Genomic DNA, 21,005 nt, shown 5'->3' with positions numbered 1-21,005 from the left:
CGACGGCATCTGGAACGCTTTTGTTCACCCGGGGCTTATCGAGGCTTAATCGACAATATGAGTGCCCATGGGAAAAGGTTTTGGAAGGGCTTGGAAGGGCTTGTGATTCGGGCCCTCGCCTTAGCATTTTGGCCATTTGGCACTATAATCACCATAGGTATGCGCATAACGTTGCGCTTAATCAAGAGGAGAAAACGTATGGGTCTGTTTGATATGTTCAAGAAGAAGGCTGAGCCCGTGGCTGCCGCTGCTCCGGCCTCCATTTCTGCTTCTGCCGGCGCCGACGTGCTGTGTTCGCCCGTCAAGGGCAAGGTCATCAAGATGGCCGACGTGCCCGATCCCGTCTTTGCTGGCGAGGTTTTGGGCAAGGGCTGCGCCGTGTGGCCCGAGGACGACCTGGTCTACGCTCCCTGCGACGGCAAGGTGACCGTCACCATGGGTCACGCCGTGGGCCTGCAGTCCGATAGCGGCATCGAGGTTCTGGTGCACGTTGGCGTCGATACCGTCAACATGAATGGCGACGGCTTCGAGGGCTTCGTCAAGGCCGACGACGTCGTGAAGGCCGGCCAGCCCTTGCTCAAGATCGACCGCGCCAAGATCGCTGCCGCCGGTTACAAGGACTGCGTCGTCGTGGCCGTGTCCAACACCGCCGAGTTTGCCGATGTCGAGCTCGCCGTCGAGGCCGAGTCTGCCGTCGCCGCCGGTGACGCCATCGTTAAGGTCGTCCGCAAGTAGTCTGCGGCATCCAGAAGATGCACAAGGGTGGTCGGGTTATCCGGCCACCCTTTTTTAATAGGCCGAGCAGGCGCATTTTATTGCAGGGGGCTTGCTTTATGGGCCATTCACTCGTCAAATTGAGCCGCCCACGCTTTTGCGACGTAGGGGGTTGAACGGAGCCGCTAATATGGACCTACTGTTACGACGTGCGCTGCGCGGGAAACGCAGCGCCGCTTGTTTGGAGGAATGTCATGAAAAAGAAGCTGCTGCTTGCGCCCCTGATGGCTGCCCTGGTCGCGTGCGTGGTTTTGCTTTCCGGCTGCGGAGGGCCTTCGGTGGAGGAGCTCATCACCAACGACCTTACGAGTCAGTTTGACGAGATCAAGAACGGCGGCGATGATTTCCTCTCCGGCCTGGAAGAGGCTTCGGGCGACGAGTTTGAGCAGCTGGGCATCGATTCCGAGGAGTATGCCAAGAGCTATCTCGAGGGTTTTGATTACAAGATCGGTGATGTGACGGTCGATGAGGACAAGGGCACCGCGACCGCCGAGGTCACCATCACCTGCAAGTCCATGAACAAGATCGTCGAAGATTTCGCCACCCAGTATCAGGAGAAGATCGCCGCACTCGATACGATGCCTTCCGAGGACGAGCTGTACAAGATGGCCGGCCAGGTGATGGTCGACGTGACCAAGGCCGCTAAGACCAAGGACACCAAGGTCACCTTTAAGTATTCTGCCAACGAGGATAACGAGTGGTCTGCCGATGATTCCGCAACCACCGAGATGATGAATGCGATGATGAACTAGTTCGTTGCGGCGTTTTACCAAACGCCGCAACTGCTCGACGCTGCGTGGGCACCAGAGCGACAACTTGTCATTCAAAGAGGACGGCATGACCAGAAGGTCTATGCCGTCCTCTTTTCATGCCAATTTGTTCGCTCTGGTGCCCGCTCGCTACTCGCCCAGCACCAGCGCCGCGAGCTCTGCCTGGCTGTCCACCACGTAGTCGGCGCCGGCGGCTTCCAGCTCTGCGCGGCCGCGGAAGCCCCAGCTGACGCCTGCGCTCTTAAGACCGGCGTTGTGGCCGGTCAGGATATCGACATTGGAATCGCCTACGTAGAGCGTGGTCGCCGGGTCGGCGCCCAGCTCTTCCATCACATGCAGCGTGACGGGTGCTTCGGGCTTGGGCGGAAACGCATCGACACGGCCCTGTACCAGCGCAAAGCGCTCGGAACCAAAATACTTCTCGATAAGCGGGGCCGCCGAGACGTGGTCCTTGTTAGTGAGCACGGCAAGCTGCACACCCGCGGCACGCAAGCGGTCGAGCATCTCGATCGTGCCGGCATAGGGGGCGGTGTGGTCCTCCTTGTGCTCGCCGTAATAAGCCCTAAACTCGGCAAGCGTCTGCTCAAACATACGGCCGTCGCCCGCGTACTCGGCGGGCATAAAGCGCTCAACCAGCTTGAGCATGCCGTTTCCCACCTTGTAGCGATACTCGTCAACGGCAAATGTAGGCCAGCCATGCGCCTCGCAGGTATGGTTGCCGGCGGCTGCCAGGTCCTCGAGCGTGTTGAGGATGGTGCCGTCCAGATCAAAGATCACATGGGAAAAAGCTGCTGCCATGAAAGCTCCCGTCATTGGGTTTTAAAACGCACCCCATAATACTGGGCTTCCGCGTGGGCGTGCTTGGAATCTGAACATCTCCAGGGATATCAGGTGACATCACGCCGACCATGCGATTCCGCCCTAGCAAATCCTTGGCAGCTGCTCTCCCACGAGCATGTCGAGGATGCGGGTCGAGCCCCAGCCGGTGCGCACGCGCACGGCGGGACGGGCGTCCGATCCAAGCGGCAGCACGCGACCGATGATGGCGGCATTCTCGCCGTAGCGGGCGGCGCGCATGGCGCTCAGCGCGGCATCGGCTTGCTCGGCCGGCACCACGGCAACCATCTTGCCCTCGTTTGCCACCTGCAGCACATCGTAGCCGAGCATCTCACATGCGGCCTGCACGTCGGGGCGCACGGGCACGGCATCCTCGTCGATCTCCATGGCAACACCGCTGGCCTGGGCAAACTCGTTGAGTGTGGACGCCAGTCCACCGCGCGTGGGGTCGCGGAAACAGCGCGTGCCGGGCGCTGCGGCCAAAACGTCGGCAATCAGGTGGTTGAGCGGCGCGGCATCGCTTTCGATCGTGCTCGAAAATGCCAGGCCCTCGCGTTGGCTCATGATGGCGATCCCGTGGTCGCCGAGTGTGCCTGACACCAGGATAACGTCGCCGGGGCGGCAGTTGGCGCCGCTGAGCGCCACGCCCGTGGGAACCTCGCCCACGCCGGCGGTATTGATGTAGACGCCGTCGGCCCCGCCGCGCTCGACCACCTTGGTGTCGCCCGTGATTATGGACACGCCCGCCTCGCGCGCCGTCTCGGCCATCGTCTGCACAATCTGGCGGAGCTTATCCATGGGATAGCCCTCTTCGAGGATAAAACCGCACGATAGGTAGCGCACGTTGGCGCCCGAGGTCGCGACATCGTTGACGGTTCCGCACACGGCGAGACGGCCGATGTTGCCACCGGGGAAGAACTGCGGCGAGACTACAAAGCTGTCGGTCGACATGGCGATGCGCCCGCTCGCGGGCAGCGCGGCGACGCCGGCGTCGTTGCCTTCGAGCAACTCGGGCGTCCCAAAGGCATCCAAAAAGACCTCATCGATGATGCGTTTCATCATCTGACCGCCGGAGCCATGGCCCAAAAGGACGGTGCTATCGGTGATGCTATGGGACATATCCAAAACTCCAATCGTGGGTGGAATTATATGGGTGAGGCGCAGCGTCGACCAGTCCGCCGCTCGTTAGAACGGCGGAACCTAATAGTCGCGGTAGCGGTAGTACGCCGCGCAGCTGCCTTCGGAGCTCACCATGCACGGGCCGACGGGGTGCTCGGGCGTGCAGGTGCGGCCAAAGAGCGGGCAGTCGCTCGGCGTAATGGCCCCGCGCAGCACGTCGCCGCAGCGGCACCCACGCGGCTCGACCGTCGCCTCAACGGGCACGTCAAAGCGGGTACGGGCATCAAAGCGCGAGAACTCGGGGCGGATGGAAAGGCCCGAGCTGGCAATCGGCCCCAGCCCGCGCCATGTGGTGTCGCATGGCTCAAACACCTGCTCGACCAGCTGTCGCGCCACGGGGTTGCCGCCTGCGTTGACGCCACGGCGGTAGGCGTTGCCAATCGTAGGCCTGTCCTCGACAACCATCTGGACCAGCATGCAGATGCCTTGCAGAATATCGACCGGTTCAAATCCCGTGACCACGCCCGGGGTATCGAACTCGTCGACCAAAAAGCTAAAGGGCGCCAAGCCCGTGATGGTGGCGACGTGGCCCGGCAGGATAAAGCCGTCGATGGCGGTCTCGGGATCGTTGGCGATGGCGCGCAACGCCGGCGGCGTGGTCTTGTGGGCGCAATAGACCGAAAAGTTCAAAAGCCCGCGCGTCTCGGCCTCCAAGATGGCAGCGGCGATGGTGGGCGTTGTGGTCTCAAAGCCGACGCCCATAAAGATGACCGGGCGTTCGGGATTTTGCTCGGCAATGTCGAGTGCGTCGAGCGGAGAGTAGACGACGCGGATATCGCGCCCTGCCGCCTTTTGCGCTGCGAGCGAGGTGGACGATCCGGGCACGCGCATCATGTCGCCAAAGGTGGTGATGATGGCGCCGTCTATGTTGGCGAGCGCGATCGCGTGGTCGATGTCACGGTTGGCGGTAACGCAGACGGGGCAGCCCGGGCCGCTCAGCAGCTTGAGCCCGGCCGGCATAATGGAGCGAAAGCCATAGCGGCCGATGCTCACGGTGTGCGTGCCGCAGACTTCCATAAGGTTGATGGTACGGTTGCCGACAAGACCGCGAATGCGTTCGATGAGCTCGCGAGCCAGCTTGGGGTCGCGAAATGCCGAAAAGTCGATACCGGAGCGCACCGGCTGTCCGGCCGCCACTAGTATGCCTCGGCCGGATTGCTGGCCAGTTGGTCTTCTTCGGCCAGTTCGGTCATGGCGTTAACGAGCTCGAGCGTTTCTTGCGCTTCCTGCTCGTCGACGATTTGGATGCCAAAGCCGGCGTGCACGAGAATATAGTCGCCAACCTGCGCCGTCGGCACGAGTCGCAGCGACACCGGACGCTCGACGCCCATCATATCGACGGTGGCCTTGAGGACGTCGTCGCGTTTGACTACTTTACCGGGGACGGCAAGGCACATATTGTTCCCCTTTTATACGTTTTGCGCTGGATAGGCGCTCGATAATCCATCAGTTGATGGTAGCGCTCGCGGGGTTCGCGGGCAAACGCGTTACGCCTGTGAGACGGCTGGGCACAGCGGTGTGCGAGAGCGAGCTACTGCGATGCGATCTGCGCAAGACGAGCGCTTGCGACCGCCGCCTGACCGTAGGCGATGCAGCCGTCATTGACGGGCACGGTATGGGGGATAAGGACAGTAAGACCTGCGCTTTTGAGCTCGCGGGTGAGGAGCTGGAGCAGAAGTCGGTTCATGAACACGCCGCCCGAGAGCGCGACGGTGTCGATGCCCTCGCACGCGCAGATCTCGCTGGCGATGCGTGCCGAGGAGCGCGCGACGGCGACATGGAAGTCGAGTGCGAGCCTGTCGGCGGGCACACTGGCTCTGGTTCCCTCCAAAAGCGCCGCAAAAAGTGAGCTGGGGCTCAGGACGAGAGACCTGCTCGAGGTAGCTTGGACAGTTAGTTCAGATTTGTACTTTTTAGAGTGGTAATGGGTGGTATAGATCGTCTGCGAGGGCCCCGAATGGGTTGATTTGGGGTATCCGGCGGGTGAATTAACCGCAAATGAGGTGCCTGGAGAGCCCTCTTCGGGGTAACCTGAGCCAAAACCGTTGGTTAGAGGGTCCGTTTTTAATACAAATCTGAACAAACTGTCCAGTCGCAATGGGTCAGATGCGGAACAGCCGTCTTTATCGCCGGGAACATGGGTAATTTTGCTGCCGAGCGCGCGCCAGGCGGCGGCTTCGAGTTCGATGGCGGGCTCGCCTTCGTAGGTTGCCTGCCCGCAAATGCCCAAAACTGCAGCGGCGGCGTCAAAGAGACGCCCCATACTGCTCGTGCGTGGGCTGTTGATGTTCCGCTCGATCATCGTTGCCGTCACGCTGCGTGTTTGCTCGTCTAGGCCGTCCAAGAGCCGCTCGGCCCCCGGATGTTCAAGCAGGCCGAGCTCACTGAGCAGAGCAAAGGCGTTGCGGCGGGCGTCGTGCACGGAGGCCGCCCCGCCGGGGAGCGTCCAGGTGCGCAAATGCGCGGCGCGCTCAAAGCCGCCAAGGCTGGCAACAAGAAACTCGCCGCCCCAAATGGTCCCATCGGCGCCGGCGCCGGTGCCGTCAAAGGCGATGCCAAGGACGCGCGCGTCGGTTGTAAGCTGGCCCGCGGCGATAGCCTCTGCCATTACGCTCGCGATGTGCGCATGATGGTGCTGCACCTCGACGAGCGGCAGATTGCATTTTCGCGCCTGCTCGCGCGCCCATTGGCTCGACAGATAGCTGGGGTGTAGATCGCAGGCCAAGGCGGCGGGCGCCAAGTCAAAGAGATCTTCCAAGCGCGTTCGCGCGGCGTTCCAGGCATCGAAGGTCCCGCCGTTTTCAACATCGCCGATATGCTGCGACACAAAACAGGTTGCCTCGCCGTTCGTCCCTTCACGCGTGAGCGCAATCGTGGCCTTTTGTTGTGGCCCGCAGGCGAGCACGCAGGACGGAGCGCCGTCGAGCGCCGGCAACGGCAGCGGCTGGGGTGCATATCCGCGAGCGCGGCGAACGGGCATGGCGACCCCACCGACCACGCGCACCACGGAATCATCGTAGCGCGAGAGAATCGCACGGTCGTTGCCAAGTAGCGCGTCAGCGATGCCGGCGGCAACAAGGTGCTCCCATGCAAGGGCATCATCGGTCTCGATAGGTTCTTCGCTCAGGTTTCCGCTGGTCATGACGAGCGCGTGCATACCGCGGGCTTCTGCCGCGGCAAGCAACAGATGCTGAAGCGGGGTGTAGGGGAGCATAACGCCAAGCTCAGGAAGGTTGTGCGCGACGGACGGCGCGAGCGCGTTGGGGGAGCCGCCGCTCTCGCAAACGGCACGTCGGCGCAGCAGCACGATGGGGCGAATGCTGCCGGCCAGCAGGCCGCGCTCAACGATGTTGACATGGCACAGGCGTTCAGTATCGGCAAGGCCGCGCACCATAACGGCAAGCGGCTTGTTGCTGCGGCGCTTGCGACGGCGCAGCTCGGCTACCGTCTTCTCGTTGGAGGCGTCGCATACCAAGTGAAATCCGCCCAGACCCTTGATGGCGACGATACCGCCGTTGGCCAACAGCTCAACACAGCGGTCGATAATGGCGTCGCTGGTCTTGCGCGTGGTGCCGACGGTCAGCGACGCGGCGGCTTCGCCGGCCTCGCGCCACGTAATGTGCGGCCCGCAATCAAAGCAGGCATCGGGCTGCGCGTGAAACCGCCGGTCAAGCGGGTCGCCATACTCTGCGGCACAGGTGGGGCACATAGGAAAGCAATCCATCGAGGTGGCCGCTCGGTCATAGGGCAGCGACCGGATGATGGTAAAGCGCGGTCCGCAGTTGGTGCAGTTGATAAAGGGATAGTGAAAGCGTCGGTCGGAGGGGTCGAACAGCTCGTGTAGGCAGTCGTCGCACGTGGCGATGTCGGGCGAGACGAGCGTCGTGTGGGCGGTTTGATCCTGCGATGCCACAATGCGAAAGCCCCGCTCGTTGGCGGCGTCCCAGTCGCCGGGCGCTAGGTCCATAACCTCGACATGCTCCACACGAGCCGCCGCAGGCGCATGCTCGGAAAGCGCGGCGACAAATTCGTCGAGCTCCTCGCTTAGGGCGTGCGCCTCGATATGCACGCCATCGCCCGCGTTAAGCACCCAGCCGCAAATGCCGTGCGCCATGGCCTCGCGATACACAAATGGCCGCATGCCAACGCCCTGCACAATGCCCGTCACATGAATATGCACATGCCGCATGCGACCTTCCTTCATCGAGACCTGCCAAAAAGGGACAGGTTTATTTTGGTAGGTAAAACGTTAAACCTGCCAAAACAAACCTGTCCCTTTTTGGCAGGTGCGCTGCGGGAAATCCCGCTACAGCCCCAGGCTCTGCTCGGTGGCGGCGCAGGTGAGCTCGCCGTGTTTAACGCCGCGCAGGCCCAGCAGACGGTCGGCCAGCTCGTAGACACGCTCGCCGCGACCCTTAAGAGCCAGAATCTCCAAGCAGTTGTGGTGGTCCAGATGCACGTGCATGGTCGAGACAATCTCGTCGGTGTAGTCGTGCTGCACCTCGTCCAGACGGCGCGTCAGATCGCCGGTATGGTGGTCATAGATCATGGTGAGCGACCCGATGACCTGCTCGTCGGGCGTTCGCATCTGCTCCTTGGCGATCGAGGCGCGAATCAGGTCGCGCACGGCCTCGGAGCGGTTGGCAACGTCGCCGCGGCGCGCGATTTGCTCGTCAAAGCGGCGCAACAGGTCGTCGGGAGCGGTGACCGAAAAACGGACCAGCTCGGAGGCGGAGCCGCTGCAACGGCAGCCCACGTCGCCGGTCGGCCCGTGCGGATGCTCGTGCTCGCAGGCGTGCTCGTGCTCGGCCACGCTACACCAGCTTTACGGAGCCAACGGAGTTGTGATCTGCCTCGATGGCCTCCTCGTAGCCCTCGAGCGCATCGTGCGCCTCGTGGAGCGCCGCCATGGCGGCCTCGAGCTTGGCGCCAATGCGCTCCATGTCAAAGTTCTCGGTCGCATGCAGCAGCTGATGGCTCCACTCGTGAGCGAGCTCAATGGTGTCGTCGACCTGCTTGACGCTCATGGCAAGCTGGCTCATGTTCATTCCGACGTCATGCATGGGAATCTCCTTTTGTACGGGTCTAATCAGTGGTTCAGATTCTACTACGCCCGCTTTACGCATCGCCGCATAAGAAAACGGGTGCGAGTCCGTCTGACCCGCACCCGTTCACTGGGGGCTGTTTGTGATTACCATACTATCCGTGGTCGCGGGCGCAACACCCGGCTCTCCGGCGAGCGGCACAAAACCACTCATGGACGGCAACACATGACCGGCGTATTACAGGTGCTTCTCAAGCAGCGCCTGCAGCCTAGCCTTGGGCAGCGCACCGACGGAGCGGTCGATTTCCTCACCGTTCTTAAAGACAACCAGCGTGGGGATGCTCATAACGCCAAACTTCATGGCCAGGTCCTGATTGTCGTCGACGTTGCATTTGGCGACGGTAATCTTGCCGGCCAGCTCGTCGGCCACTTCGTCAACAATAGGCGAGAGCGAACGGCAGGGACCGCACCACGGTGCCCAAAAATCAACCAGCACGGGAAGGCTGCCGTTAACGACGGAATCGAAATTCTCGGGGGTAATTTGCTTAATGTCAGCCATGGTGACCTCCATAGTGCGACGCGGCTCGGCCGCGTAAAACTCAGTACGACCGTGCTTATACCCAACGGCCCGCAATGCAACCACTCGCGGGCGGCTCTTTTATATAATGGTGGGCATGCAAACGATTGGAGAGCGCATGCCCACGTCACAAAGCCAGAAAAAAGAAGCCATCGCCCAGGCGACTGAGCAGGAGCTCGCATCGCTCGCGGGCCGCGGCGTGCGTATCGCGGGCAACGCGTGCTCGCCGATTGTACTGGTAAAAGGAGATTTAGACGATGCCGAGCGTGCGGGTGGCGAGCTGGCTGCCGGTCCAGACGGCGCCGCGTTGCGTAAGGCGCTCGGCGCCATCGGTTACGCGCCCGAGGATTTCTGCGTGCTGGCAAGTGTTGCCGGCGCGGGCGACGGGGCGGTTGCGATAGGCGAGGACCTGCCGTGCGAGCTGTTCCGCGAGGCGCTCGAGGCCTTGGATCCCGAGGCGGTCCTGCTGCTGGACGATCGCGCGGCCGATACCATGCGCGAGACCTACGCAGACATGCTCGTGGCGATCGACGACTTTGATACCGCCATGCTCAAGCCCGGCTTGGTCGCCCACGTGCAGGGTCGTCGCGTACTCGCGCTCGACGGCTTTGAGGCCGCGCTGACCGACAAGGCCGCCAAGCAGCGCATGTGGGCCTACATCAAGCAGCTGACCCCGGCCGCCGCGCCGCTGTAGCGGACTGGCGCCGGCAAGGCGGTCCTGATGGGTCGAGCGCGGCGCCGACTTGTCGCGCCCTTACATCACTGCGCGAAACTCAAACCGATCGCCGTGAATGCGAAACTGGCAGTTGCCGTTCATGCGCTCGACGGCAAGCTTAATGCTCCTGGTCCCAAAGCCGTGTCCGGTGTGCTCGGCCACGGGCATGCCGTCGACCATGCGCGGCGGGCGCCCAAACGTGTTGGAAACCAAAAGTAGCAGTTGTCCGTCCTCGCAACGCAGGTCCAGATCGACAAATCGCTTGCCCTGGGGAGCGGCGCTTGCGGCGACGATGGCGTTGTCCAGGGCGTTTGAGAGTACGCTAAACAGATCGACGTCGGCTACATGGACGCTCTCGGGCACGGCGGCGCGCAAATCGGCGCTGATGCCGTTTCGGTTGATATCGGAGCTAAATGACGAAAGCACGATATTGACCGTGTCGTTGGCGCAGTAGCGGCGCACAGCGGTGCGGTCGTTTGTCTCGCAGAGCTCGTCGATGCGCTCGAGCGCCTCGTCGATGCGGCCCTCCTCGATCAAAGCCGCAAGGCCGCGCAGGAAGTGCCGCATGTCGTGGCGGAGAACCGAAAGCTCACGTCCAGATTGGCGCCAGGCCTCGAGCTCCTTGATGGCTGCGCTGTCGCGGGTCGCGAGCATCCAGCGCTCGCGCTCGGCGATTTCCTTTGCCTCGTATTCGCGCAGATACACAGTAAGAAACATGAGGTAGAACGCGCAAAGCGCAAACGCCAAAAACTCAACCGTCACCACGGAGCCCGAGTGGAAGAGCGTGGTGTAGACGTTGGTGGCGTAGTCAAAGATGTAATAGACGAGCGGCAGGATGAGCAGAATCTCGAGCTCGGTGGGGGTTTTAACCGCCAGGCGCGGACCGATGTCGCTGGCCCAATGCAGCAGGATTGCAAAGACGACGGCCGTGGTGATAATGCGTGCCGCGTAGTACGCGATTTGCGAGTCGGTGGCGGCGAGCGCGGCGATGCCCATCCAGTTGCTGAACTGGCAGCTCAGATAAGCACTGGTGACGCCCAGCATAACGAGCAGGGGGTTCAGGCGATAGCGCGCGCACAGGTAGATGACGAGCGGCAGATGCACGACGAGCGGATATACCTGACGGGCGAAAAGCTCGCCGCCGACGGCATTGGCGAGGCCGAATGCGCATCCGGTTACGGCGCCGACCATCACCAGCTCAAGCGCATGACGCCGGTTGATCTCGATACCGCAGAGCGCCGCCGAGGCAAAAACGCCAAAAAGCAGGGTCGTTGCGTGGTGGATTGCCCAAAGTACCATCTTGGCCGCGGGGAGCATTAGCGCCTCCCGCTCTCGAACCGTGCCGCAAAGTAGGCATCCTGGAAACCCTGCTTGCAACTGCGCGCCAGCGGGATGCAAGCGCCCGAGCGCATGACGATATCCGTGCGGTTGAAGTGGTCGATATTGCGCAGGTTGACCTGGTAGCTACGGTGACATTTAAAGAAGTTCGCGTTTTTGGCCAGCTGGTCCTCGATGTTGCGGAACGGCTCGAGCGCTTCGATGTCGCGCCCGTCGCGCAGGTGGAATACCACGTGCTTGTTGCGGGCCTCGGCGTATTCGATATCGGACAGGCGCAGAGCATGGTATCCAAAGGACGTTTTGGTCACGAGCTCATCGGTCGCGTCAGGTCGCATGCTCGAAAGCTCGTCGAGCAGTTGCGCTAGGCGTTCGTACGCTACAGGCTTGAGTAGGTAGTCGAAGGCGCGGACCTCATAGGACTCCAGCGCGAACTCGGGCGATGAGGTGAGGAACACCAGACGCACGGCTGTATCGGATTGGCGCAACTCCCGCGCGGTGTCCATGCCGTTGACGAGCGGCATGATCACGTCGAGCAGAATGATGTCGGCGCGCGATGCGGCATGGCGGGCCAGCAGGCCCTCGCCGCGCGTGACGAGTGCAACGTCGACCGCCGTGCCCGTCTCGGTCGACCAGCGGTCGATCATCCGGTGCAGTCTATCTAGAAAAGCGACGTCGTCGTCGCAGGCGATGATCTTGAGCATTCGGGCCCCCTTAGTAGTTCGATTTTGCCACATTGGGTGCGCACTGCCCGCGGAGGAACACCCCGTTTGCGCCCCACGGTGCGCAACTCGCGCCGAGCAGTATTGCGGTGGCGAAAGATGCCTCCTGCGCTATCGAGAGCTCGACTGTCCTCAGCTTGCCAGTTCGAAAATGGACCCGCCCCAAAATTGAATCCTTATTCCAACTTTACACCTGGCTTTACAGCTGTCTTGTCAGCTGTAAAGCCAGGTGTCATACTAAAGCCCCAAGATTCGCCAAAAGAGAGGGGCCTTGATGGCACAGAGCGCGAACATGGATGCATCGGAGCTTGCACGCGATATCGCGGCCGGCCTGGCATCGGCAACGACGGCAACGGAGCGCGCGGCACTGGTGCCCGCAGAGCTCGTCGAGGCCATTCATCAGCTAAAAACCCAACGTGACGCAGTGATCCTGGCGCACTATTATGTGGCGCCCGAGGTTCAAGCTGTGGCCGATTACGTCGGCGACAGCTTCTACCTGGCAAAGCTTGCCAAGAGCCTGCCGCAGCAGACTATCGTGCTGTGCGGCGTGGAGTTTATGGGCGAGAGCGCCAAGCTACTCAATCCCACCAAGACCGTCCTGCTGCCCGAGCCGGGCGCGGACTGTCCCATGGCGCACATGGTCAAGCACGAGACGGTCGACGCGGCGCGCGCCGAATATGGCGACGACCTGGCCGTGGTGTGTTACGTCAACTCGACGGTCGAGATCAAGAGCTGGAGTGACGTGTGCGTTACCAGCTCTAACGCCGTCAAGATCGTCTCCGAGCTGCCGCAGCAGCACATCTTGTTCATTCCCGACCAGAACCTGGGCCGCTTTGTGGCCGAGCAGGTGCCCCAAAAGCACGTCATCCTCAACAACGGCTACTGCCCGCGCCATCACATCATCACCGTCGAGCAGATCGTCGACGCACAGGAGGCGCACCCCGATGCGCTCGTGCTGGCGCACCCCGAGTGCAAGGCCGACGTCCTGGCCGAGGCCGACTACATCGGCTCCACTGCCGGCATTATCAAGTATGCCGAGGAGTCGGACGCGAGCGAGTTTATCATCGTGACGGTCCGCGGCGTGCTCTACGAGCTCGAGCGGCGCTGCCAGGGCACCGGCAAAAAGTTCTACTTCCCCGCGGTGCAGCCCACCTGCGTCAACATGGATCTCATCACGCTCGAAAAGCTCGTGCGCTGCCTGGAGACGGGCGAGGGCGAGGTGCAGATCGGCGTGTCGGATGAGGCCGCCGACCAGGCCAAGCTCACGCTCGACCGCATGCTCGAATACGCGGCGCGCTAAGCCAATGTGACATGAGGGACCATCCCTTATGCCACATTACAAGGGAGAGGATTCCTGTGGAAACCAAACAATGCCCCGACATGGAGTGCGACGTCGTCATTGCCGGTTGCGGCGTGGCGGGCCTGTACGCGGCCCTCAATCTGCCGACGAGCACGCGCGTGATCATGCTCTCCAAGGGCGCTGTCGACGAGTGCGATTCGATGCTCGCGCAGGGCGGTATCTGCGTGCTTCCCGAAGGCTCTGACTACGACGCCTTCTTTGAGGACACCATGCACGCCGGCCACTACGATAACCGCCGCGAGAGCGTCGACATCATGATCCGCTCGAGCCGTTCGGTCATCAACGACCTGCTGGCCATGGGCGTGGACTTTGAGCGCAAGGCCGACGGCAGCCTCGACTTTACCCGCGAGGGTGCGCACAGTCGCCCGCGCATCGCCTTCCATGCCGACATTACGGGCAAGGAAATCACGACCAAGCTCCTCCAGGCCGTTCGCAAGCTGGATAACGTGCAGATTTTGGAGCACGTGGCCATGACCGACATTCTGACGGGCGAGCGTGATGGCGCCACGGCGTGCATCGGCGTCATCGCCGTTCCCGTGGACGAGGACAACTCGGTTCGCCCCGCCGACGAGCTGGCAAATGCCGCCGAGGGCGTGCATGCCGGCGAGCCGTTTAAGATCCATGCCCGCCACACGCTGTGGGCGACAGGCGGCATCGGCGGCGTGTACGACCACTCGACCAACTACCCGCAGCTCACCGGCGATGCCTGCTACATCGCCCAGGAGCATGGCATTAAGATGGAGCACCTGGACTACGTGCAGATTCACCCCACGGGACTGTTCTCGCCGCAGCCGGGCCGCACCTTCCTGATCAGCGAGAGCTGCCGCGGCGAGGGCGCGATTTTGCTCAACGCCGCCGGCGAGCGCTTTACCGACGAGCTTCAGCCGCGCGATGTGGTCGCTGCCGCTATTCGCGAGCAGATGAAGCAGGATGGTACCGAGCACGAGTGGCTGAGCTTTGCCCCCGTTGAGCGCGACGTGGTAACCGGACACTTTGCCAACATTCGCGCACGCTGCCTGGAGGACGGCCGCGACATCTTGGACGAGCCCATTCCCGTCACACCCACGCAGCACTACTTTATGGGCGGCGTGTGGGTCGACAAGGACGGCCGCACCTCGATGCCCGAGCTCTACGCCGCCGGCGAGACGGCCTGCAACGGCGTTCACGGCAAGAACCGCCTTGCATCAAACAGCCTGCTCGAGGCGCTGGTCTGGGGTCGTCGCGCCGCGTGGCACATGCGTACCGGCCAGTCGCTCGCCGTGGAGCAGGCGGGCGAGCCCGCGCTCGATGGCCGTCATCGCGCCCTGAGCGCCGACACCCTGGCAATCGATGATCTGGCCCGTGCCGCCGGCACGCAGGCCGTGGAGGAGTAGACCATGAACCCCATTACCATGAAGCTCGTCGTCGATGATCTGATTCTGCAGGCTCTGCGCGAGGACATTACGTTTGAGGACGTGAGCACGGCGAGCGTGTGCCCCACGGCGCGTCCCGCCACGGTGGAGCTCATCGCCAAGGCCGATGGCATCATCGCGGGCCTGGATGTGTTCGCTCGCACCTTTGAGCTGCTGGATTCGCAGAGCTCGGTGCTGTTTGACGTTGCCGATGGCGACGAGGTGCACGCCGGCGACCATGTGGGCCAGGTACGCGGCGATGCGCGCGTGCTGCTTTCGGGCGAGCGCGTGGCGCTCAACTACCTGCAGCGCATGAGCGGTATCGCTACCTATACGCACCAGATGGCTGCGGCGCTCGAGGGCACCAAGACCGTGCTCGTCGACACGCGCAAGACCACGCCGGGTATGCGCGTCTTCGAGAAGGCCGCGGTCGAGATCGGCGGCGGCAGCAACCACCGCTACAATCTGTCGACGGCCGTCATGCTCAAGGACAACCACATCGACGCCGCCGGCGGCGTGACGCGTGCGATCGAGATGGCGCGCGCCCATGCATCGTTTACCGCGACGGTCGAGATCGAGTGCGAGAACCTGGACATGGTGCGCGAGGCCGTGGAGGCCGGCGCCGACATCATCATGCTCGACAACATGACCCACGATGACATGGCTGCCGCGATTGAGTTTATTGCCGGTCGCGCCAAGACCGAGTGTTCGGGCAACGTGGATGCCAGCAATATCCGTGCGCTTGCCGACCTGGGCGTTGACTTTATTAGCTCGGGAGCGTTGACGCACTCTGCGCCGATTCTCGACCTCTCGCTTAAGCACCTGCGTCTGCTGGACGGTAAATAATGGACGCCCGCGAGCGTCGCCATGCCATCATGGGCGTGCTCGAGCGAGCCAAAGACCCCGTCTCCGGCAGTACGCTTGCTCGCGAGGTGGGTGTGAGCCGCCAGGTTGTCGTGCAAGACATCGCCCTGCTGCGCGCCGATGGGCACGATATCGTGGCGACCAATCGCGGCTACGTGCTGCAGGAGGCCCCCAGCAGCCCCGCCGTGCCCACGCGCCTGGTCAAGGTTCGCCATAGCATGGAGCAGGCAGGCGATGAGCTCACGAGTATCGTCGACGCCGGAGGCGCCGTGCTCAACGTGATCGTCAATCACCGCGTGTACGGTAAGATCACGGCCGACCTGGACATCCGCAATCGTCGCGATGTTGAGCGCTACCTGCACGATATCGAGAGCGGCAAAAGCTTTCCACTACTAACGGTGACGAGCGGCTATCACTTCCATCGCATCGCGGCAGAGGATGAGCAAACCCTCGACGAGATCGAGGCTATGCTCAAGGAGAAGGGCTATCTGGCAGACCTGATGCCCTACGAAGACGATCTATCGTAGCCGACGCTGCAAACGCCCCTAAGCGGCAATCTGACGTTCAATCGTCGGTCGCGTACAAAAGTACGCTTCCCTCCTCTTTCACGTCACCTTGCTCGCTTAGGGGCGTTTTCGCTGACTTATGCTCAACCTGCGACGGTGCCAAATTAGCTATCCGCACAAAAAAGAGGCCTCTGCGGCGATGCGGAGGCCTCCTTTTTTGTGCACGGTGTACTTGTGAGTGTGCAAGTGGGGGAGTTGTTACTCCTCGACGATCTCGGTGATCGCGCCGGCGGGGCAAGCGTCCTGGCAAGCGCCACAGGCGACGCAGGAGTCCTCGTCAGCAACGGTAGCGACGTCCTGGAGCTCCAGAACGCCAGCGGGGCAGGAGTCGACGCAAACGCCACAAGCGATGCACTCGTCGGCATCAATTACGGGATGAGCCATGGTAGTTTCCTCTCTGTTGACCGACGCTACAGGCGATGCGCGCCGGTTTGATTCGGGCAAAAACATACCACGTGAGCGACCGTTTGCAATACCCTCTGGCCGGCATCTTCATACCATTCGCCGAGTATGCCAAGGCTTACTAAGAAACGCACAGGTGAGGCTGGTGAGCTGTGCAAATGTTAGCTAAAGGTGACTCGAATTATTGAGCAATTGAGTGGGCTTTCGGAAAGCGCATCCCGTTACCTGGTCGAAAAACGGGTCGCAGTTTCCGGTTGGGCCCGCTAGCGGAAACTGCGACCCGGTATCAGCTCTCAAAACGGGATATGGTTTCCGGTTGAGCCTTCAGACGGAAACTACGACCCGGAATCCACGCTCAAACCGGGACGAGCTTTCCGTAAAGCAGCCCCAGGCACCCCCGGCCCAAACCTCAGCCATCTCTACATAGATTTCGAGAGATTTGCCGAGAACTCAATCAGCGCATCTACCTGCGTATTCGAGAACCTAAAATCTAAGTGATAAGAAATCTTATATGAATTGACTTAGATTTTGTATATTCCGGTCCATAAGGGGATACACTACATCCTGAAAGACAAACCGAAAGACCGCTTGGCAGACCGCCGAGTCGGTGCAAACGCACAAGAGAGAGGGAATTTCTAATGGGCAAGATTCTTGGTATCGACCTTGGTACTACTAACTCCGCAATGGCCGTTCTCGAGGGCGGTTCTCCGACCATCATCGTGAACGCCGAGGGCGACCGCACCACCCCGTCTGTCGTGGGCTTCCGTGCCGACGGCGACCGCGTCGTGGGCAAGGCCGCTAAGAACCAGGCGGTCACCAACCCCAAGAACACCGTGTTCTCCATCAAGCGCTTCATGGGCCGCAAGTACTCCGAGTGCACCTCCGAGCTCAAGACCGTGCCGTATGAGGTCAAGGAGGGCCAGGGTGGCCGTGCCGTCGTCGACATCGAGGGCAAGGAATACACCGCCGAGCAGGTGAGCGCCATGACGCTCGCAAAGATGAAGGCCGACGCCGAGAAGTATCTGGGCGAGACCGTCACCGACGCCGTCATCACCGTCCCGGCCTACTTCAACGACGCCCAGCGTCAGGCCACCAAGGACGCCGGTAAGATCGCCGGCCTCAACGTTAAGCGTATCGTCAACGAGCCGACCGCTGCCGCTTTGGCCTATGGCCTGGACAAGCAGGGCTCCGACCAGCGCATCCTGGTCTTCGACCTGGGCGGCGGTACCTTCGACGTCTCCATCCTCGACCTCGCCGACGGCGTGTTTGAGGTTCTGTCCACCTCGGGCGACAACCACCTGGGCGGCGACGACTGGGATCAGCGCGTCATCGACTGGATGGCCGATAAGTTCCAGCAGGAGAACGGTGTCGACTTGCGTCAGGACCCCATGGCCCTGCAGCGTCTGAAGGAGGCCGCCGAGAACGCCAAGAAGGAGCTCTCCGCCGCCCAGCAGTCCACTATCAACCTGCCGTTCATCACCATGAACCAGTCCGGCCCGCTGCACCTCAACTACACGCTGACCCGCGCCGAGTTCGAGAAGATCACCCGCGACCTGCTCGAGCGCTGCAAGCAGCCTGTCACCAACGCCCTGCGCGACGCTAACCTTAAGCTCTCCGATCTGACCGAGGTCATCCTCGTCGGCGGCTCCACCCGTATGCCCGCCGTCCAGGAGCTCGTCAAGACCATGACCGGCAAGCAGCCCAACATGTCCGTGAACCCCGACGAGGTCGTTGCCGACGGCGCTGCCGTCCAGGGCGGCGTGCTCACCGGCGACGTCGAGGGCATCCTGCTGCTCGACGTTACCCCGCTGTCGCTGGGCGTCGAGACCATGGGCGGCATCATGACCAAGATGATCGACCGCAACACCACGATTCCGACCTCTAAGACCGAGGTCTACTCCACCGCTGCCGACAACCAGACCAGCGTCGAGATCAACGTGCTCCAGGGCGAGCGCGAACTTGCCCGCGACAACAAGTCGCTCGGTAAGTTCCAGCTGACCGGTATCCCGGCTGCCCGCCGTGGCGTGCCGCAGATCGAGGTAACCTTCGACATCGACGCCAACGGCATCGTCAAGGTCTCCGCTAAGGACAAGGGCACCGGCAAGGAGCAGCAGATCACCATCTCCGGCTCCACCGCTCTGTCCGACGAAGAAGTCGATCGTATGGTCAAGGACGCCGAGGCTCATGCCGAGGAGGACAAGAAGCAGAAGGAAGAGGTCGAGGTCCGCAACCAGACCGACAGCCTGTGCTACTCCACCGAGCAGACCCTCAACGAGCTGGGCGACAAGGTTTCCGCCGACGTGAAGTCCAAGGCCGAGGCCGCTATCGCCGATGCCAAGAAGGCGCTCGAGGGCTCTGACGTCGAGGCCATCAAGGCCGCTGGCGAGTCCCTGCAGTCCGTGGCCTACGAGCTGGCTCAGGTTGTCTACGCCGACGCTCAGCAGCAGACCGACGGTGCCGCCGGCGCCCAGCCTGCCGACGATGACGTCGTCGACGCCGACTACGAGGTTGTGGACGACGAGGACAAGTAATCATGTCCGCCCGTAAAGCTCGCACGGAGGCGGCTGCCGTTGGAGCCGCCCCCGTTGACTCTGAGGAGAAGGACGTGAAGATTCCCGTAGAGGCCGTCGACGATACCGAGGCCAACGAGGCCGAGGCCGCCGAGGCTGTCGAGAACCAGGTAGAGGATTCCAACAAGGAGGCGACGATGACCGAGGACGAGATGGTGGAAGCCGCTATCCGCGCCGGTGAGGAAGCCGCCGACAACGACTTTAAGCTCAAGTTCGAGCAGGCCCAGAAGGAGCTTGCCGATGTGCGCAATGAGCTCGATGCTGCGGCAGAGGCTCAGAAGGCTGCCGAGGACAAGGCGAAGGACGCCACCGAGCGCACCGCCCGTCTGCAGGCCGACTGGGAGAACTTCCGTCGCCGCACCGCCAGCGAGCGTATCGCCGAGCGTGAGCGCGCGACCGAGAAGCTCGTCACGGCGCTGCTGCCGGTGGTCGACGATATCGAGCGCGCGATCGACCATGCCCGCAGCCAAGAGCTTGCCGACGACTTTAAGCAGTTCGTCGACGGCGTCGACGCGGTGCATGCCAAGCTACTCGATGTGTTTGCGCACGAGGGCGTTGAGCCCATCGACCCCAAGGGCGAGGCGTTCGATCCGCTCGAGCACCAGGCTGTGGGTCGCGTCGAGGACTCGTCGCAGTACGACGAGACCGTCAACGACGTGTACCAGAAGGGCTACCGCATGGCGGACCGCATCCTGCGTTCCGCGATGGTGACGGTGACCTACGGTGGCGAAAAGCGCCCCGCACCGGAGCCCGAAGCGGCGCCCGAGGATGCTGCGGCCGATACGGCCGAGAGCACCGAGGAGTAATTGAGAAGGGCCCCGGGGCAACACCCGGGGCCCTTTCTGGCCTAGTGCCATATGAAAGCATGAACCGCCGCCCGCTGGGCGACGGATAAAACAGGAGAGGAGCTACGATGGCTGCAGGCAAAACCTTCTATGACATCCTGGGCGTATCCAAGAGCGCCTCCGACAAAGAGATCAAGAGCGCGTTTCGCAAGCTCGCGCAAAAATATCACCCCGACGCCGGCGGCGACGAGGCCAAGTTCAAGGAGATCAGCGAGGCCTACGAGACGCTTTCGGACGAGAAGAAGCGCAAAGAGTACGACCAGATGCTCATGTTTGGCGGCATGCCGGGCGCAGGCGGCGCGTATGGCGGCGGCTACGGTGCCGGCGCGGGTGCCAGCGGCTGGGGCGACATCTTCGACAGCATCTTTAGCGGCAACGGTGCCTGGGGCAGCGATTGGGGCTCGGGCTTTGCCGGGGCTGCGGGCGCTGCCGGTGCCGGCGCGGGTCGCAGCCGCGCTCGCAAGGGCGGCGACCTGTCGCTGACCGTCGATGTGACGGCCGAGGACGCGTTTCGCGGCGTGACGCACAAGGTCACCTATCGCATTCCCTCGACAGGCGAGCAGCAGACCATTACGGTCTCGGTGCCCGCGGGCGCGGTCGACGGCGGCAAGCTACGCTACAAGCGTCGCGGCGAGTATGGCGTCGCCGGCGGCGAGCGCGGCGACCTGGTCGTGACCACGCATGTGGAGGAGCACCCGCTGTTTAAGCGCAAAGGCGCCGACGTGACCATGGAGGTACCGGTCTCGGTCTACGAGGCGGCGCTCGGCTGCACGGTGGACGTGCCCACGCCCGGCGGTGCGACGGTCCGTTTGAAAGTGCCTGCGGGTACCCAGACGGGCAAGAAGTTCCGCTTTAAGGAGATGGGGGCGCCCGACGTTAAGCACCGTGGCCGTACGGGCGCGCTGCTCGTCGAGATCAAGGTGCAGGTTCCCACGAACCTATCCGATGACGAGCGCGATGCCATGACCAAGCTGCGCGAGGCCGACACGCGCGACTACCGCGAGAAGGTCAACCGTTACAAGGCGACGTTCTAGGGCGGTCGCGGTACACGCCC

At 62.4% G+C, this 21,005-nt stretch carries 21 protein-coding genes; 10 read left to right on the top strand and 11 right to left on the bottom strand.

All coding sequences use genetic code 11. The annotated features are described in order from the left end of the window. The first annotated feature begins 198 nt into the window (after positions 1–198). Together ACTQXM_RS04255 and ACTQXM_RS04250 are read left to right on the top strand one after the other, a co-directional pair. Positions 199–735 (top strand): PTS sugar transporter subunit IIA, encoded by a 537-nt coding sequence (locus ACTQXM_RS04255; protein WP_427719835.1) that lies wholly within the window; start codon positions 199–201, stop codon positions 733–735. Positions 736–968: 233 nt separating this feature from the next. Next, positions 969–1,526, top strand: coding sequence for a hypothetical protein (locus ACTQXM_RS04250; protein WP_441537082.1), 558 nt, complete (start codon positions 969–971; stop codon positions 1,524–1,526). Between the two features lie 147 nt (positions 1,527–1,673). On the opposite strand, the gene ACTQXM_RS04245 is transcribed toward ACTQXM_RS04250, so the two are convergent. The 8 genes from ACTQXM_RS04245 to trxA form a co-directional block, all read right to left on the bottom strand. Continuing rightward, positions 1,674–2,342 (bottom strand): HAD family hydrolase, encoded by a 669-nt coding sequence (locus ACTQXM_RS04245; RefSeq protein WP_229770728.1) that lies wholly within the window; start codon positions 2,340–2,342, stop codon positions 1,674–1,676. A gap of 123 nt (positions 2,343–2,465) precedes the next feature. After that, the gene (hypE, locus tag ACTQXM_RS04240) at positions 2,466–3,500 is read right to left on the bottom strand and encodes a hydrogenase expression/formation protein HypE (RefSeq protein WP_441537081.1); all 1,035 of its coding nucleotides are present in this window, start codon (positions 3,498–3,500) and stop codon (positions 2,466–2,468) included. A gap of 81 nt (positions 3,501–3,581) precedes the next feature. Continuing rightward, positions 3,582–4,697 carry a hydrogenase formation protein HypD gene (hypD, locus tag ACTQXM_RS04235; protein WP_441537080.1) on the bottom strand — a complete coding sequence of 372 codons (1,116 nt, stop codon included), beginning with the start codon at positions 4,695–4,697 and terminating at the stop codon, positions 3,582–3,584. Then, complete coding sequence (locus ACTQXM_RS04230) at positions 4,697–4,957, bottom strand: HypC/HybG/HupF family hydrogenase formation chaperone (RefSeq protein ID WP_441537079.1); 261 nt, start codon at positions 4,955–4,957, stop codon at positions 4,697–4,699. The genes hypD and ACTQXM_RS04230 overlap by 1 nt, the downstream gene beginning before the upstream one ends. 134 nt (positions 4,958–5,091) lie before the next feature. Beyond that, positions 5,092–7,749 carry a carbamoyltransferase HypF gene (hypF, locus tag ACTQXM_RS04225; protein ID WP_441537078.1) on the bottom strand — a complete coding sequence of 886 codons (2,658 nt, stop codon included), beginning with the start codon at positions 7,747–7,749 and terminating at the stop codon, positions 5,092–5,094. A 117-nt stretch (positions 7,750–7,866) separates the two neighbouring features. After that, entirely contained in the window at positions 7,867–8,373 is a 507-nt protein-coding gene (nikR, locus tag ACTQXM_RS04220) for a nickel-responsive transcriptional regulator NikR (protein WP_427795236.1), read from the bottom strand. A gap of 1 nt (position 8,374) precedes the next feature. Beyond that, positions 8,375–8,623, bottom strand: coding sequence for a hypothetical protein (locus tag ACTQXM_RS04215; protein ID WP_006235225.1), 249 nt, complete (start codon positions 8,621–8,623; stop codon positions 8,375–8,377). Between the two features lie 219 nt (positions 8,624–8,842). Next, a complete protein-coding gene (trxA, locus tag ACTQXM_RS04210; protein ID WP_154518161.1) occupies positions 8,843–9,163 on the bottom strand; it encodes a thioredoxin in 321 nt (106 codons plus the stop codon). Positions 9,164–9,278: 115 nt separating this feature from the next. Here trxA and ACTQXM_RS04205 point away from each other — a divergent pair, with 115 nt between their 5' ends. Beyond that, on the top strand, positions 9,279–9,875 hold the full coding sequence (locus tag ACTQXM_RS04205; RefSeq protein ID WP_441547610.1) for a hypothetical protein: 597 nt from the start codon (positions 9,279–9,281) through the stop codon (positions 9,873–9,875). Positions 9,876–9,935: 60 nt separating this feature from the next. Here ACTQXM_RS04205 and ACTQXM_RS04200 read toward each other — a convergent pair whose 3' ends face one another. Then, positions 9,936–11,213: a sensor histidine kinase gene (locus ACTQXM_RS04200; RefSeq protein WP_441537077.1), complete on the bottom strand. Its 1,278-nt coding sequence runs from the start codon at positions 11,211–11,213 to the stop codon at positions 9,936–9,938. After that, entirely contained in the window at positions 11,213–11,935 is a 723-nt protein-coding gene (locus ACTQXM_RS04195) for a LytR/AlgR family response regulator transcription factor (RefSeq protein WP_441537076.1), read from the bottom strand. Before ACTQXM_RS04195 ends, ACTQXM_RS04200 begins: the two co-directional genes overlap by 1 nt. 292 nt (positions 11,936–12,227) lie before the next feature. On the opposite strand from ACTQXM_RS04195, the gene nadA reads away from it, so the two are divergent. The 4 genes from nadA to ACTQXM_RS04175 are packed head-to-tail and all read left to right on the top strand — an operon-like array spanning position 12,228 to position 16,095. Beyond that, positions 12,228–13,253, top strand: coding sequence for a quinolinate synthase NadA (gene nadA / locus ACTQXM_RS04190; RefSeq protein ID WP_427747652.1), 1,026 nt, complete (start codon positions 12,228–12,230; stop codon positions 13,251–13,253). A 56-nt stretch (positions 13,254–13,309) separates the two neighbouring features. Beyond that, positions 13,310–14,686: an L-aspartate oxidase gene (locus ACTQXM_RS04185; protein ID WP_441537075.1), complete on the top strand. Its 1,377-nt coding sequence runs from the start codon at positions 13,310–13,312 to the stop codon at positions 14,684–14,686. Positions 14,687–14,689: 3 nt separating this feature from the next. Further along, positions 14,690–15,550 (top strand): carboxylating nicotinate-nucleotide diphosphorylase, encoded by an 861-nt coding sequence (gene nadC / locus ACTQXM_RS04180; protein WP_441015372.1) that lies wholly within the window; start codon positions 14,690–14,692, stop codon positions 15,548–15,550. Further along, the gene (locus tag ACTQXM_RS04175) at positions 15,550–16,095 is read left to right on the top strand and encodes a transcription repressor NadR (RefSeq protein ID WP_441537074.1); all 546 of its coding nucleotides are present in this window, start codon (positions 15,550–15,552) and stop codon (positions 16,093–16,095) included. The genes nadC and ACTQXM_RS04175 overlap by 1 nt, the downstream gene beginning before the upstream one ends. Before the next feature lie 237 nt (positions 16,096–16,332). On the opposite strand, the gene ACTQXM_RS04170 is transcribed toward ACTQXM_RS04175, so the two are convergent. After that, positions 16,333–16,584, bottom strand: coding sequence for an indolepyruvate ferredoxin oxidoreductase subunit alpha (locus ACTQXM_RS04170; protein ID WP_158564522.1), 252 nt, complete (start codon positions 16,582–16,584; stop codon positions 16,333–16,335). 590 nt (positions 16,585–17,174) lie between these two features. Between ACTQXM_RS04170 and dnaK the strand changes: the two genes are divergently transcribed. From dnaK to ACTQXM_RS04155, 3 genes are all read left to right on the top strand, one after another. After that, on the top strand, positions 17,175–19,067 hold the full coding sequence (gene dnaK, locus ACTQXM_RS04165) for a molecular chaperone DnaK (RefSeq protein WP_154518137.1): 1,893 nt from the start codon (positions 17,175–17,177) through the stop codon (positions 19,065–19,067). Positions 19,068–19,069: 2 nt separating this feature from the next. After that, complete coding sequence (locus tag ACTQXM_RS04160; protein WP_427727348.1) at positions 19,070–19,912, top strand: nucleotide exchange factor GrpE; 843 nt, start codon at positions 19,070–19,072, stop codon at positions 19,910–19,912. 107 nt (positions 19,913–20,019) lie between these two features. After that, a complete protein-coding gene (locus ACTQXM_RS04155) occupies positions 20,020–20,985 on the top strand; it encodes a DnaJ C-terminal domain-containing protein (RefSeq protein ID WP_154518131.1) in 966 nt (321 codons plus the stop codon). The last annotated feature ends 20 nt before the right edge of the window (positions 20,986–21,005 follow it).

The organism is Collinsella sp. LCP19S3_D3 (assembly GCF_052121455.1).
In the GTDB taxonomy this organism is placed as follows: Bacteria; Actinomycetota; Coriobacteriia; order Coriobacteriales; family Coriobacteriaceae; genus Collinsella.
Note: the sequence above shows the minus strand (reverse complement) of the source record. Positions and strands in the feature narration are given on the sequence as shown.